The organism is Pseudomonas sp. p1(2021b), assembly GCF_020151015.1.
GTDB lineage: Bacteria > Pseudomonadota > Gammaproteobacteria > Pseudomonadales > Pseudomonadaceae > Aquipseudomonas > Aquipseudomonas putida_K.
Genome location: NZ_CP083746.1, coordinates 1,308,863 through 1,324,280, shown reverse-complemented (window position 1 = coordinate 1,324,280; position 15,418 = coordinate 1,308,863). Strand labels below are relative to the sequence as shown.

At 54.9% G+C, this 15,418-nt stretch carries 12 protein-coding genes; 1 reads left to right on the top strand and 11 read right to left on the bottom strand.

Annotation, left to right across the window (positions count from 1 at the left end; genetic code table 11):
• Position 1 precedes the first annotated feature (1 nt).
• The 8 genes from K8374_RS06155 to ihfB form a co-directional block, all read right to left on the bottom strand.
• The gene (locus K8374_RS06155; RefSeq protein ID WP_224458316.1) at positions 2–1,090 is read right to left on the bottom strand and encodes a polysaccharide pyruvyl transferase family protein; all 1,089 of its coding nucleotides are present in this window, start codon (positions 1,088–1,090) and stop codon (positions 2–4) included.
• Positions 1,091–1,189: 99 nt separating this feature from the next.
• Positions 1,190–2,473: a flippase gene (locus K8374_RS06150; RefSeq protein ID WP_224458315.1), complete on the bottom strand. Its 1,284-nt coding sequence runs from the start codon at positions 2,471–2,473 to the stop codon at positions 1,190–1,192.
• A gap of 436 nt (positions 2,474–2,909) precedes the next feature.
• Positions 2,910–4,238, bottom strand: coding sequence for a Wzz/FepE/Etk N-terminal domain-containing protein (locus tag K8374_RS06145; RefSeq protein WP_224458314.1), 1,329 nt, complete (start codon positions 4,236–4,238; stop codon positions 2,910–2,912).
• Positions 4,239–4,545: 307 nt separating this feature from the next.
• Positions 4,546–5,529: an IS5 family transposase gene (locus tag K8374_RS06140; RefSeq protein ID WP_224458313.1), complete on the bottom strand. Its 984-nt coding sequence runs from the start codon at positions 5,527–5,529 to the stop codon at positions 4,546–4,548.
• Positions 5,530–5,606: 77 nt separating this feature from the next.
• Entirely contained in the window at positions 5,607–6,674 is a 1,068-nt protein-coding gene (locus K8374_RS06135) for an LPS O-antigen chain length determinant protein WzzB (RefSeq protein WP_224458312.1), read from the bottom strand.
• A gap of 224 nt (positions 6,675–6,898) precedes the next feature.
• On the bottom strand, positions 6,899–8,332 hold the full coding sequence (locus K8374_RS06130) for an MBL fold metallo-hydrolase RNA specificity domain-containing protein (RefSeq protein ID WP_224458311.1): 1,434 nt from the start codon (positions 8,330–8,332) through the stop codon (positions 6,899–6,901).
• A gap of 279 nt (positions 8,333–8,611) precedes the next feature.
• Positions 8,612–8,875 carry a LapA family protein gene (locus K8374_RS06125; RefSeq protein ID WP_084854920.1) on the bottom strand — a complete coding sequence of 88 codons (264 nt, stop codon included), beginning with the start codon at positions 8,873–8,875 and terminating at the stop codon, positions 8,612–8,614.
• Between the two features lie 20 nt (positions 8,876–8,895).
• Complete coding sequence (gene ihfB, locus K8374_RS06120) at positions 8,896–9,192, bottom strand: integration host factor subunit beta (protein ID WP_084854919.1); 297 nt, start codon at positions 9,190–9,192, stop codon at positions 8,896–8,898.
• A 532-nt stretch (positions 9,193–9,724) separates the two neighbouring features.
• On the opposite strand from ihfB, the gene K8374_RS06115 reads away from it, so the two are divergent.
• On the top strand, positions 9,725–10,180 hold the full coding sequence (locus tag K8374_RS06115) for an REP-associated tyrosine transposase (RefSeq protein ID WP_224458310.1): 456 nt from the start codon (positions 9,725–9,727) through the stop codon (positions 10,178–10,180).
• 384 nt (positions 10,181–10,564) lie between these two features.
• On the opposite strand, the gene rpsA is transcribed toward K8374_RS06115, so the two are convergent.
• The 3 genes from rpsA to K8374_RS06100 form a co-directional block, all read right to left on the bottom strand.
• Entirely contained in the window at positions 10,565–12,241 is a 1,677-nt protein-coding gene (gene rpsA, locus K8374_RS06110; protein WP_084854918.1) for a 30S ribosomal protein S1, read from the bottom strand.
• A 124-nt stretch (positions 12,242–12,365) separates the two neighbouring features.
• Positions 12,366–13,052, bottom strand: a complete 687-nt coding sequence (cmk, locus tag K8374_RS06105; RefSeq protein WP_224458309.1) for a (d)CMP kinase — start codon at positions 13,050–13,052, stop codon at positions 12,366–12,368.
• Complete coding sequence (locus K8374_RS06100) at positions 13,049–15,256, bottom strand: bifunctional prephenate dehydrogenase/3-phosphoshikimate 1-carboxyvinyltransferase (protein WP_263498533.1); 2,208 nt, start codon at positions 15,254–15,256, stop codon at positions 13,049–13,051. The genes cmk and K8374_RS06100 overlap by 4 nt, the downstream gene beginning before the upstream one ends.
• Positions 15,257–15,418: the final 162 nt, after the last annotated feature.

Genomic DNA, 15,418 nt, shown 5'->3' with positions numbered 1-15,418 from the left:
ATCACTCTCTCATTGCCTTATCTAAATACTTAAAAGTTTCTATTCTCAGAGCCTCGAGCTTATTTTCGACACCAGTGAAATCTGGCGTGAGCTTTAAAAGCTCATCAATAGAGTCTATTGAGTCTATCATTCGATTGCGTAAACCTACCGAATCTAGGAGACTCTGTATTCTGTTAACTCCCGACTCCGGAGGAAGAGTAATAAAAGGAACTGCAAAATTTACCGCAAATGCTGTCCCGTGAAATGAATTAGTTAAAACAAACGAAGATCCAGCTATTAGCTTAACATAGTCTTCCGGGCTTGCATCCATTACATGACGATCACATTTAAATCCAATAAATGGATCTTGATCAATGACTACTACTTTCAACCCTAGCTGCATTGATATTTTATCAATAGCCCTACATATGAAATCAGTCTTCTTCAGCGTATATACAAATATATATTTCTCTCTTTCATCCGCCTCCACACCCAACAAGTCAAACCATTGAACTTTATCAAGCAGCAGTGTAGGATCCAATGTGTTTACCACCTCACGATCCAATTCAACTGATAATTCTTCTGCCAAATCTTTCTCTCTTACTGCAATATGAGAGAAGCTAGATAGTTTTTTCTTAAACTCGGCAAGCCCTTTGCCGGAATATCTAAAGGACCCCATACTAGAAGAAAGAGATATCTTCTTACCATCAGCAAATTCTAAAACATAGTTAAAGTCTTGAGCGCCCACGATATTTGGATTCCAAATTTGATCACTTCCGCAAACGAAAACATCAAACTTGCTGGCAGCCGCTTTAAGATCCCTAACAGTTCCTATAGGCCGAGATAATTTATAGTACCTATAAATAAACTTCTTAAATTTTGATATCAGCCTTTTCCTAGGAAAAAATCTTACAATATCCTTACCTACTCTTAAGAAGTCCCTTATCCCAAAGCCTAACCGTAGAACATTGAGAGTCTTCCCAAGATCTTTAGTTTTATAGTCCAATATGGTTACTTCACCATATCTCGAAAGGACCGCTTGAGTGGCAGCTGCTTGCAAACATCCGCCATAGCTATTAGCATAATGTATAGTTATCAAAGCAATTTTCACTACTCCCCTCCACAGTTATAACCATGTCAATTAACCTTAATTAGTCTCTCTTAAAAAGCGAAACGCTCCTTGGCCAAACTTTCCAAAAGACACCCTATTCTAATTCTTGAATATAAAAACACTTCTATTAGCACCGTATAGATACAGGCACAATAGCAGAAGATTACTAATTACTGTCGTAACTGCTGCCCCCTCAGCTCCCCAGGCTGGAATACAAAGTAGGTTCAACAAAACATTAATCACAGCGACCAAAAGCATATATTTTACTTTTTCGAGCATATGCTCTTGCGTAACCAAGACCGAACCTGCACTCAGCGCGAGAAAAATTATAGGAGCTGATAACGCCAATATATTCAGTAGACTACTGGAATTTTTATATTCTTCGCCAAACAGGAACGCAATACCCCATTCACCCAAAAGCCACAGCACGACGGTGGAAATACACCCTAAAATAAGCATATATCGACTGCCTAATTTATAAACTTTGTAGAGTTTCTCAAGATCATAATTTGACCACCTATGAATTTTTGGCATCAAAAACTTTTGATAAACCATAGAAGGCAATAAATAAACCGCCGTCATAATGATAAAAGCAATATTATATTCACCAGCCGCTTTATCACCGGTAAAATATTGTATCATGACAATATCACTTTGATAATAAATCAAATGTGCAAAGGCTCCAACACCAAAAGGCCAACATGCCTTGATGACATCTTTTATGGTTACCCCCACCCCATCAATATACTTATAGTAGTCTTGCCCTTTTACAAGTTGAACTCCACTAGTCGCCATTCCTCGCAAATATCTAAGCCCAAAAAGAGACGCAAGCAACGAAACTGCCGAATAACTTATTGCCACATATATAGCCTCAGCACTTTCGCGAACCGTATACACAACCAAACATATCAGTAAAAAACGGCCAAGGTGAGGTAAAAATTGCCATATCGATAAATTTAAATACCTTTCCTCTAACTGTAATCGGGCACTCACCAACTCCAAAAAGACCTGTCCGAATATATAGGTACTCATAATTAACAATAGCACTCTATTCAATGCATCATGATCGATTAAAATCGCCCATAGGACAATAAAAAATATAGTTAATGCAGTAGAGCATATAGAAAAAATAAAAGACGGCCTAACCCAACGCTTACCCGCTTCTCCTTCTAATCCAAACACTTTCAGCCACATCGGCGCTATACCAAATCCAGCAAGCGGCGTCAATAGCGCAACTGTACCAAAAGCAGATGAGAATGCGCCATACTCATTAACTCCTAGATTTCGAGCCAGTAAGATTTGCGTCAAAAATGCAAGTCCGGCCCCTGCTAAAGAGCTAAAGCCCAAAAGAGATAGCGTTTTGATAATGTATTTTTTTGCCACTGTAAATTAACACTCAACAGTCTAGTTAAACCTACACGTGAAAAGCCTAGAATCACTTAAGCTTGTATACCACACAGCAATACAAGAATCACCTCTAGAGAGCGCATCCATCGCTTCATGAAACCGTCAAGCTGCCCGCATGGCACAAACCATGGGTGCTAGATAGTAGCATTTTTTTATAAAAAAATCTCTAGCAACACAGAGTTTACTTGACCTTCCGAAAATTATAATTAACGGTTTTAAGGGCCTGGATACTTAGGTAGGAAACATTGGAATAGCACTATTGCAGCGCTGTATCAGGCAAAAATTATAAGAAACATGACCCCTGAAGAGTGGTAGTTGTTTGTATTTAGCCCTCCTCAAAATAGATTTCAGAGGCGGGCTAAAGGGAATATCATCCTATGATCTCTAGGTGCTTAGAACCATAATTGTCCTATCACCCGAAAGCAATCGGCGATTTATTTTCGGAGCTAATGATTTGGAGCCGCCCAAGCTCTGAATAGTTTGATCCTTTTCGTCGGACTATCAATAAAGCACGAACCAGTGCCAGGAGAATTCCGATAAACACCCCGAAAGTCATTCCCGAGATAAGAATAAGAGTTTTCTTAGGCCAGACTGGATTGACTGGATCGGCAGCAAGACGATCTATATTAACCAATTGGAGCTTACTCATATCAGTCGAAATCGCAGCAAGTCGTAGGCGCTCAGCTCTTAACGGTTCAATCCCTTTAAGAAATAGTTCTTCATTTTGACGTGAACGCAAAATCTGAACGTTTCGGTTATTTTCTAAGAGCGAGAGTTCCTTACGGATTTCTGCGATTCGAGAATCAACAAAGTCATCAGATGTACGCTTACGTAATGCTCGCTGCTCAGCCTCCAACGCTTCAGTCCCCATAAAATAAAGTGGCAACTGTTGATTGATTACTTCGGTACGAATAACGTTCCCTGATGATTCAGACTGCCCCATAATTGAAGGTGTCGATGGTCTTTTTAGACCAAGAGAGTGCGCGATTGAAATCGCCTCACTGAGCTGAGCAATGCGATTTTCTCGACGAATCTTTAGCTGCAATCGCAATGCTTTTAGCTCGTCATTTAATTTTGCACGCTTGAGTGAGTCTGCCTCTAAAAGTCGCGCTACTCGCCCATCCTTATTAGCTACGTAGTCGATATGAAGAACTTCCAATTCAGCATCGACTTCTTTTATGCGGTTCCGGACAAGAACCTCTAAATCCTTCGAAATCTGTTTTCGCTCACTTTCAATTGCATACTGAACCAACCCATTAAGCACTGACTTCCCATCGAGCCCCTCAGGGTAACGCATATCCAGACCAATGAATGGCTTCAACGAATCAATCTTTTTAGGATTCGGTTGAATAAGCTTTAGTGCCTTAGAATTAAAGTCCTCGAATGCTTGCTCTAGAGTATGCCCATCTCGCATAAATGCCGCTTGCAAAGAAGGATTAGAGCGAAAATAGCCTAATCGAGTATCATAAGAGTCAAGTGCTGAACCAACGCGTTTAAGTGCTGCATTAGGAGGTAAAGAGTAAATCTTTGTCCTATTCAGCTCATCTAGGTCATTAATAGCAGCCGGGCGCAGCATAGTACTGACCTCATATTCAGGCGTCACACTGAATACATAAATCGCCGCAAGTACTCCACAGGACGCCGCTACCAGTCCAACTAGTAGTTTCTGTCGCCAAACAGATCGAAACAACGCGAACACGTCGATTTCGTCGTAATGAGTAACATGCGGGTTAGAAGTCATACTAGTCACATCATTGCCTGTCTGTTTATCAGTGTGAGTTACCTAACCTGACAGGACCAGTCATCTTGCTATCATTGTGCGATAGCTAATTCGAGCAGCTGAACCATCCCTGTCCGGTGCGGACGAAGGCGCTATTGTGACAGCTCGGACCGCAAGACACCAGCATAATGCTATCGATTTGCTATCTCTAAGGAACCTCCGAACAAGTCGCCCAGCAACTGCCAATGGGCGACTTTCGCCCTCAGAAAAGCTCGATTTGGAGGCGCTGATTATTGAAAAGCCAGGGCAAGACCCTGGTCATCAGGCCTTACGGGCGCACCTCTCTCGCAGCAGTCAATAAATGCCGGCGCACCATCCACAGATTCGACAGCGCACACAGCGTGGTCAGTTGAGCCGTGTTCTTGGCCAAGCCATGGAAGCGGGTCGTCACATAACCGAACTGGCGCTTGATCACGCGAAAGGAATGCTCGACTTTCGCCCGTGTCCGCGCTTTGACCTTCTCGATCTGACGTTTGGCTTTGTAGAGAACACTGCGTTTGCTTAAGTACTTGTAGGTACTGCGGCGGGCTGCGATCTGCCAGATCACTCGCCGCCCTTCATGCTCTGGCCTTTTCTCCACGCCGGTGTAGCCTGCATCGGCGCATACGACGTTTTCATTGCCATGCAACAACTGAGCGACTTCCGTCACGTCAGCCACATTCGCTGCGGTGCCGTGGACATGATGCACCAGACCCGACTCAGCATCGGCACCGATATGCGCCTTCATGCCGAAGAAGTACTGGTTGCCTTTCTTTGTCTGATGCATTTCCGGATCGCGCTTGCCTTCCTTGTTCTTGGTCGAACTGGGCGCATGGATGATGGTGGCGTCGACAATCGTGCCCTGACGCAACGACAGGTCTTTGTCTTGCAGGTAGTTGTTGATAGTTTCCAGAATTCCTGCCGCAAGCTGATGCTTCTCCAGCAAGTGCCGAAAATTCATGATCGTCGTGTCTTCGGGAATCGGCGCGCTGAGCGTCAGTCGTGCAAACTGGCGCATCGAAGTGATTTCGTACAGTGCTTCTTCCGTGGCCGGATCGCTCAGCGAAAACCAGTTCTGCAGCAGGTGAATACGCAACATGATTTCCAGTGGGTACGGCTTGCGACCACCGCCGGTCTTTGGGTAATACGGCTCGATCAATGCCACCAAACCGCTCCACGGTACGACCTGCTCCATCTCGGCCAGGAAGCGCTCACAGCGGGTTTGCTTGCGCTTACCGGCGTACTCGAAATCGGAAAAGCTCATCTGACTCATGGGTAAGGTGGGGCGGCTGAACGGAGGGCTATTTCAGCACAGGTCGAGCGGCTCGTGCTGACTAGATCGGAGAATCCCTAGACGGCCTTGGGTGGTCTACGCGTGATTAATGCTGACATAATCTGTCGCAAAAACGCAGCCAAAATCCCAAAAGTGAGGCCAATTATCGTGCCAAGCGCAATAATGATAGCTTTCTGAGGCTTGATCGGCTTGTCAGGCGACTCGATAGCGCCGTCTTGCCGGTAAACCTGGACCACATTGGGATTTATCTGCAACGATCGATAGAACGCCAATGCCTCTTGCCGCTGACGAAGGTTCTTGACAAACGGATCGTCGGATACTCGCTTACGCAGATTCTCGATTTCGGCTTCCAATGCCTTTGTCCCGCGCATGTACATCAACGAACCGTCCATACCCGCCGAAACCTCGCTTGATAAGCTATTGGAGATTATCGGAGGTTTTTCTAGACCAATTGACTTCGCCACTCGCAATGCTTCTGACAGCTGAACAATTTGATCCTCTCGTTGTTTTCGCGCGCTCTCCAGTTCTGCGGTAATTTGCTGCTCTATATTATTTGCTTTGATAGTGGCATCAGCCTTTACATCCTTAACAACTTCGTTTCTAGCACGCCGTCCAGCCATCTCTAAATAACGAACAACCCATTCCGCTGCTTGCTGAGGGTCAGCCACATTAGCTATCACATAGTAGCGATCTGAGGATTCTTTAGATGCTAGGCCTAGCGATAATACATCTTGAAACCGGCCATATAGTTCATCTTGAGATCCTGTACGCTCGTCCTCTGTCAGGCTTGGCAGATAGATACCTCGAAAAAACTCACGCCGAAGCGATTCCGACTGAAGGTTCCTAAGATAAATATCATAAACATCCTTCACTGTAAGCATATTCAGCTCAGAGCTTCCACCACGCCCATAATTCAATTGGGCGATGTCATTCTGAGTAGGCGGCTGAACAAAAACCTTCGCCTCATACACAGGCTTGGCCAGAAACGCATACGCCACCGCAATCGCCGTCACGACTACAGTCGTCACGATGATCAACACCTTCTGCTTCCACAGCCCCTCGATCAGCTCGAAGAGGTCAATCTCGTCACCAGTACTACTCAGGCGCTCAGGTTCGTTGCGCATCTATTCTGTTTTTCCTTGGGTCACGTCTATCCGCATGCTCCGGTAGCCCATCAACCGACCGACCGTCCGTCGGTGGCGCAAGCCACTCAATTGAAGCGTAGCGTCATTTTGCCAACACGCTCAAGAACCGCCTTACGCCTTAAGCATTAATCAGCAGTAGAGGGAACCCGACCAAAGAAGTTCCCTGCTTTCCGACCAAAATTCACCTTGCCGCCAAACGGCGTTCACGGAATTGTGACGTCCGCCTCATACCCCAGCTCCTCGTAACGCCGCCGCAAGGCTCGGGCCAAGGCCTGCTTCGCCCTCCCCTCTCCATGCACCAGCACCACTCGCCTCGCGGGCTGGCCCTGGCCGAGGGCAAACCGTAGCAACCCTGCCTGGTCCGCGTGCGCGGAATACCCGTCGAGTGTCATTACCTTCGCACGTATCTCATAACGCACTTGATCCAACTCGACCCATGCCGTCCTGTCCGCGCCACTGCTCGCCTGGATCACCGCACCTGGTGTACCTCTGGCCTGGTAGCCCACGAACATCACCTCATGCCGCGGATCCTCGAGCATGGTCTTGAGGTAATTGACGATCCGCCCACCCGAGCACATGCCATTGCCGGCGATAACGATGGCGGGTCGGCCGGTGCTCTTGAGGTAGTTGACCACCTGTTGGTGCTTGGCATGGGTATCGATGCAGATCAGTTGGCGGAAACCCAATGGCTTGCGGCCTTCGCCCAGGCGTTGCCTGGCTTCGGTGTTCCAGTAGTCGTGCAGCTCGCGGTAGGCCTGGGTCACGCGCTGGGCCAAGGGGGAGTCGAGGATGAAGGGGAGCTGGGACCAATCCAGCGGGTCGGTACCGGGCTTTTCTTCATCGGTCAGCAGCGCTTTGCGGTGGAGGATGTCTTCCAGCTCGTAGAGCAGCTCTTGTGTTCGGCCGAGGCTGAATGCCGGGATAAGGATGGTGCCTTGGTCCGCGAGGGCGCGGTCGATGGCGGATTCCAGGCGTTGTTGGCGTTCGCTGCGGTCTGGGTGCAGGCGGTCGCCGTAGGTGCTTTCGAGCACCAGGATGTCGGCGCGCTCGGGTGGCTGTAGCGGGCGTAGCAGTGGGCTGTCGGGGGCGCCGAGGTCGCCTGAGAAGACGACGCGGGTATGAGTGGCTTGCTTGGGGTAGTGGACATCGCACTCGACATAGGCCGAACCCAGCAGGTGCCCGGCGCGTTGGAGGCGGATGCGGCATTCGAGGCTGGGGGTTTGGGTGATGGTGTGCCATTGGTCGAAGGGTAGCGGGACGACCAGGCGGTTCAGCAGGTCCAGGTAGCGGGCGATCTGTGCGGGTTCGCTGGAGATGCCGAGGCGGTAGGCGTCTTCGAGGATCAGCGGCAGGAGTTTTGCGGAGGGCTCGCTGCACAGGATCGGGCCTCGGTAGCCGGTGGCCAGGAGTGCGGGGATGCGGCCGACGTGGTCGAGGTGGACGTGGGTGATGACCAGGGCCTGGATGCCGGTGATGGCGAAATCGAGGGGGGTGGTTTGGCTGTTGGGGGTGGCGTCGGTGCCTTGTTCCAGGCCGCAGTCGATCAACAGGCTGTTGGTGGTGTCGAGGTGGAGTTGGTGGCAGGAACCGGTGACGCCGCGGGTGGCGCCGTGGTGTGAGAGGTTGGGGTAATCCATGCCGGTGGGCCTTCCCTGTGCGGATTGGAATTGGGTATTAGCCCATGCGGTTTGGAGGGAGTTACAGGGTAGGCTTCCTACATGAGTGTAGGAAATATCTGGTTGGTGAGTGGGTTGTGGAGGCTTGGGGGAATGCTGGGGGGCGCTTTGCGCCCCTTTCGCGGCACAAGGCCGCTCCTACAGGGATCGCGGCGACTGGCAGATCGGGGTTGGTTGCAGAAATGCGGTGTATGGCACGGTTTTGCCGGTGATCGCGGGGCAAGGCCCTCCCACAGATTGTCAGTTACCGGAGAGGGCAGCCTGGCGGGCGGAGGCGCGGATCTTGCGCTTGCTGCGCAGCACGCCGTAGGCACCGAGCAAGGGGCCGACGGCGAGGCCGATGACCAGGGCGGCGATGACCAGCACGGCTACCGGCACGGCGGGGGCGGCCCAGCCGAACAGGACCAGGGAGACGCTTTGCTGATTCTCCAGCACGAAGAACAGCACCACGGCTGCCAGCAGCAACACGAACAACGCCGCCACGGCGCGCTTGAGGTTACGCATCAGACTGCTCCTTCTGCCCTTCAGGTGTGGGCGTGTTCTTCTTCGTTGACCCGGTCGCGCAATTCCTTGCCGGGCTTGAAGTGCGGGACGTACTTGCCTTCAAGGCTCACCGATTGGCCGGTCTTTGGGTTGCGACCTACGCGGGGTGAGCGGTAGTGCAAGGAAAAGCTGCCAAAGCCACGGATCTCGATGCGATCGCCGGTGGCCAGGCACTGGGACATCTGTTCAAGCATGGTCTTGATGGCCAACTCCACGTCCTTGGACGAGAGCAGCCCTTGATGGGTGACAATACGTTCGATCAGCTCCGACTTCGTCATATTTTTCCCTTCGTTATCAAGCAGCTAGATCATTGCTTAACCAGTTTGTAGCACGCTCTGAAAGATTTGAACAGGGTGGATCTTGACTTAATAAAAAAATTCAAGAATGGAGGGTATGGCTTAAGCGGGCGCGGGGGATTTGGAATCGAGCGCCGCCCGCGCGGCGCATCGCGAGCTGCGCTCGCTCCTACGTTTGTTTCGAGCCAGTTCATCCTGGAGGATTTTCGCGCGGACGCCTTGGGGCCTGACGCAAGATCGTGTCGTACGAACCAGGCGGTCGCGCGCGTCTGCCACAGGCGTTACTGGCCCGAAACAAACGTAGCGAGCGCAGCTCGCGATGCGCCGCGCGGGCGGCGCTCGATTTGCGCAACACCGCAAAACCCACGCCAGCCATTCCGGCCCACCCCGCAACCTTATGCCAAGCATGCGTTGTTACATCCGATCTTATTTACAAGCAGCAACCCTTTATCGGATCGAGGGCTGCACGGGCTGACTACGCTAACCGAGCACATACTCACCCAAGGATGAACCAATGCCCAACCCTCACGGCTGCAGGCTACGCCGCGCAAGATGCTCGGTGCCAGGTAGGCTCTACATGCTAACTACAGTCACCCACCACCGTCGGCCTTTATTTCACAACCTCCGTTTTGCTCGATTGGTCATTCAGCACCTTCGTTACGCGGAAGAACAGCACCACTGCCGCTCGCTGACCTGGGTCGTGATGCCAGACCATGTGCATTGGTTGATTGAATTGAAAGAAGTGACGCTTGGAACACTCATGCAACGCTTCAAATGCCAGTCCAGCAATGCACTGCACAAGGCTGGGGCAAAAGGGGGGCCGGTCTGGCAGGCAGGCTATTACGACCGGGCCTTGCGCCGGGACGAGGATGTTTGCAAGGTCGCAAGGTACATCGTTGCCAATCCGGTAAGGGCGGGGCTGGTGGCTACGGTTGGGGAGTATCCACATTGGGATGCGGTGTGGCTTTAGAGGTGTGGCGGTAGAGGTAGGCGGTAGAGGGGCGGCGCCTGGGAGATCGAGCGCCGCCCGCGCGGCGCATCGCGAGCTGCGCTCGCTTACGTTTGTTTCGGGCGAAGTATTCCTATGGAATTTTCGCGCGGACGTTTTGGGGCTTGACGCAAGATCGTGTCGTACGAACCAGGCGGTCGCGCGCGTCTGCCACAGGCGTTACTGGCCCGAAACAAACGTAGGAGCGAGCGCAGCTCGCGATGCGCCGCGCGGGCGGCGCTCGATCTCACCGGCGACCAATCCCTCACGGCGAACACCTCTCCGCCATCACGCCATCTCGCCACCCACACCAATAAAAAAAAGGGCGACCCGAAGGTCGCCCCTTTTTTACCGATCAAACAGAACTCAGTTCTGCTTGGCCATCGCTTCGCGCAGCAGCGCGGCCATGGTGGTGTCGGCAGCAGCTTCCGGAGCGTTTTTCAGGCTCTGGATAGCTTCGCGCTCTTCAGCATCGTCCTTCGACTTGATGGACAGGCTGATGACGCGGGACTTGCGGTCAACGCTGATGATCTTGGCTTCGATCTCGTCGCCTTCCTTCAGGACGTTACGCGCGTCTTCAACGCGGTCACGGCTGATTTCGGAAGCCTTCAGAGTAGCTTCGATGTCGTCGGCCAGGGTGACGATGGCGCCTTTGGCGTCAACTTCCTTGACGGTACCCTTGACGATAGCGCCCTTGTCGTTCAGAGCAACGAAGTTGGAGAACGGATCGTCTTCCAGTTGCTTGATACCCAGGGAGATACGCTCGCGCTCTGGGTCGACCGACAGGATGACGGTTTCCAGCTCGTCGCCCTTCTTGAAGCGACGTACGGCTTCTTCGCCGGACTCGTTCCAGGAGATGTCGGACAGGTGAACCAGGCCGTCGATGCCGCCGTCCAGGCCAATGAAGATACCGAAGTCGGTGATCGACTTGATGGTACCGGTGATCTTGTCACCCTTGTTGAACTGGCTGGAGAAGTCTTCCCATGGGTTGGACTTGCACTGCTTGATGCCCAGGGAGATACGACGACGCTCTTCGTCGATGTCCAGAACCATGACTTCCACTTCGTCGCCAACCTGAACGACTTTCGACGGGTGGATGTTCTTGTTGGTCCAGTCCATTTCGGAAACGTGTACCAGACCTTCAACGCCTTCTTCCAGCTCAGCGAAGCAGCCGTAGTCGGTCAGGTTGGTCACGCGAGCCTGTACGCGGGTACCTTCTGGGTAGCGGGCAGTGATAGCTACCCACGGATCTTCGCCCATCTGCTTCAGACCCAGGGAAACGCGGTTGCGCTCACGGTCGAACTTCAGGACGCGAACGTCGACTTCGTCACCAACGTTGACGATTTCCGACGGGTGCTTGATGCGCTTCCAAGCCATGTCGGTGATGTGCAGCAGGCCGTCGATACCGCCCAGGTCCACGAAGGCGCCGTAGTCGGTGAGGTTCTTGACGATACCCTTGACCTGTTGGCCTTCCTGCAGGGTTTCCAGCAGGGCTTCGCGCTCGGCGCTGTTCTCGGCTTCCAGCACGCTGCGACGGGAAACGACAACGTTGTTGCGCTTCTGGTCCAGCTTGATGACCTTGAACTCCAGCTCTTTGCCTTCCAGGTGGGTGGTGTCGCGCACAGGGCGGACATCGACCAGGGAGCCCGGCAGGAACGCACGGATGCCGTTAACGTCGACAGTGAAGCCGCCCTTAACCTTACCGTTGATAACGCCCTTGACCACTTCTTCGGCGGCGAAAGCTGCTTCCAGAACAATCCAGCACTCGGCGCGCTTGGCTTTTTCACGGGACAGCTTGGTTTCGCCAAAGCCGTCTTCGACCGCGTCCAGCGCAACGTGAACTTCGTCACCGACCTTGATGGTCAGCTCGCCAGCTTCGTTGATGAACTGCTCGAGCGGGATGACGCCCTCGGACTTCAGGCCAGCGTGAACGGTAACCCAGTCGCCGTCGATGTCGACAACGATACCGGTGATGATCGCGCCCGGCTGAAGATTGAGGGTTTTCAGGCTTTCTTCAAAGAGTTCTGCAAAGCTTTCGCTCATTTTAATTCCTGTAGATTCGGGCGAAACAGACGCCCATCGCCACATTCCAGACAATGTGGGTTTCGTTCATATAAAGGCAAGCCGGCAGGACGTTGACTGGTGACCCTGCCTGCTTCCCTGGTTATCAGAGCAGATCGCGCTGGGCGAGCTCGCTCCTGATACGTTGCAACACCTGCTCGATGGACAACTCGGTGGAGTCCAGCTGGATGGCATCGGCCGCTGGTTTCAACGGGGCCACCGCACGCTGGGTGTCGCGCTCATCGCGCGCACGGATCTCATCCAGCAGACTCGCCAGACTAACATCATCGCCTTTGCCCTTCAACTGCAAATAACGACGTCGTGCGCGCTCCTCCGCACTGGCGGTGAGGAACACTTTCAAGGGCGCGTCCGGGAACACCACGGTGCCCATGTCGCGACCATCGGCGATCAGCCCGGGAGCTTCGCGGAAGGCGCGTTGGCGCTGCAGCAGCGCTTCGCGCACCGCCGGCAGGGAGGCGACCATGGAGGCGCCGGCGCCGACTGTTTCGGTGCGGATCACGTTGCTGACATCCTCACCCTCGAGGATGATCTGTTGAAGCTTACCCGGTTCGGCAGCGATGAACTGCACATCCAGATGGGCGGCCAGAGCCTTGAGCAGCTCTTCGTTGGTCAGGTCGACGCCGTGGTTGGTGGCGTTGAAGGCCAGCAGGCGGTACAGGGCGCCGGAGTCCAGCAGCCGCCAGCCCAGCTCGCGGGCGAGGATGCCGGCAACGGTGCCCTTGCCCGAGCCGCTTGGCCCATCGATGGTGATGACCGGCACTTGGGAACTCACGACTTGCCCTCTTCTGCGACGCGGATGCCGACTTCGGCGCACAGCGCCAGGAAGTTGGGGAACGAGGTCGCGACGTTGGCGCAGTCATGGATGCGGATCGGCGCACTGGCGCGCAGCGAAGCGACGCTGAAGGCCATGGCGATGCGGTGGTCGCCGTGGCCATGCACCTCGCCGCCGCCGATCTGGCCGCCGTCGATGATGATGCCGTCCGGGGTCGGCTGGCACTTCACGCCCAGGGTCAGCAGGCCATCGGCCATGACCTGGATGCGGTCCGATTCCTTGACCCGCAGCTCCTCGGCACCACGCAGCACGGTGCGCCCTTCGGCGCAGGCCGCGGCGACGAACAGCACCGGGAACTCGTCGATGGCCAGCGGCACGAGCTCTTCGGGAATGTCGATACCCTTGAGCTTGGCACCGCGCACGCGCAGGTCGGCCACCGGCTCGCCGCCGACTTCACGCTGGTTTTCCAGGGTGATGTCGCCGCCCATCAGGCGCAGGATGTCGATCACGCCGGTACGGGTCGGGTTGATGCCCACGTGCTCCAGCACCAGCTCCGAGCCTTCGGCGATGGAGGCCGCGACCAGGAAGAAGGCGGCCGAGGAAATGTCGGCCGGCACTTCGATACGGGTGGCGCTGAGCTTACCGCCGGCCTTGAGCGAGGCCACCGGGCCGTTGGTCTGCACGTCGTAGCCGAAGCCACGCAGCATGCGCTCGGTGTGGTCGCGGGTCGGCGCCGGCTCGGTGACGGTGGTGGTGCCTTCGGCGTACAGGCCGGCCAGCAGCAGGCAGGATTTGACCTGGGCACTGGCCATCGGCAGGGTGTAGTCCAGGGCCTTGAGTTTGTGGCCACCGCGGATGGTCAGCGGTGGGCGGCCTTCAGGGCCAGTCTCGACCACCGCGCCCATTTCACGCAGCGGGTTGGCCACGCGGTTCATCGGGCGCTTGGACAGCGACGCGTCGCCGGTCATGGTCACGTCGAACGGCTGGCCGGCCAGCAGGCCCGAGAGCAGGCGCATGGAGGTGCCGGAGTTGCCGAGGTAGATCGGCCCGGGTGGCGGCTTGAGGCCGTGCAGGCCGACGCCGTGAATGGTCACGCGGCCATGGTGCGGGCCTTCGATGACCACGCCCATGTCGCGGAAGGCCTGCAGGGTCGCCAGGGCATCCTCGCCTTCGAGGAAGCCTTCGACCTCGGTGGTGCCTTCGGCCAGCGAGCCAAGCATGATCGAGCGGTGGGAAATCGACTTGTCGCCCGGAACGCGGATCCGTCCGGACAGGCGGCCACCAGGTTGGGCCAGGAAAATCAGATCGTTGGCGTTCATAGCGTCCACATAGGCCCGGCGGGCCAGGATTTTACTGAAATGCTCGCGGGCAACCCGGGCGCGGGTGAACACACCCAGCAGTTGGTGCCCGTCCCCTGCATCGACCGCGTCGCGCAAGGCGTCGAGGTCGCTGCGAAATGTATCCAGGGTGCGCAGGACAGCCTCGCGGTTGGCGAGGAAGATGTCGTGCCACATGATCGGGTCGCTGCCGGCGATTCTCGTGAAATCGCGGAAGCCTCCCGCAGCGTACCGGAAGATCTCCAGGTTTTCATTGCGCTTGGCCAGGGAATCGACCAAACCGAACGCCAGCAGGTGCGGCAGGTGGCTGGTGGCGGCCAGGACTTCGTCGTGGCGCTCCACCGGCATGTGTTCCACATCGGCGTCCAGCGCGCGCCACAGGTGGTCGACCAGGGCCAGGGCGGCGGGGTCGGTTTCCGGCAGCGGCGTGAGGATGACTTTGTGGCGGCGGAACAGGGTGGCGTTGGAGGCCTCTACTCCGCTCTGCTCGGAACCGGCGATCGGGTGGCCCGGGACGAAGCGCGGCAGGCGTTCGGCGAAGGCTTCGCGGGCGGCGCGCACGATATTGCCCTTGGCGCTGCCGACGTCGGTGATGATGGCGTCGCCCAGGTCCAGGCGGGCCAGGTGGGCGAGTACCTTTTCCATGGCCAGGATGGGCACCGCCAGCTGGATGACGTCGGCGCCGACGCAGGCGGCGGCCAGGTCCGCTTCGCAGCGGTCGACCACGCCCAGGGACACGGCCAGCTTGCGCGACTGGGCGTCCAGATCGACGCCGACCACTTCCCGGCACAGGCCGCTTTCGCGCAGGCCCTTGGCGAAGGAGCCGCCGATCAGGCCGAGGCCCACGACCACCAGACGGCCGATGATGGGGCCGGATTTGCTTGCTGTTACATCAACCACTAGCGCGAATCCTGTTCAGTACGGCGATTGTTGGGGCTGCTGCGCAGCCCATCGCGGGGCAAGCCCGCTCCTACAGAGGACGTTTGCGCCCCGTGGGAAGCGGGGCTGCTTTGCAGCCCTTCGCGGGGC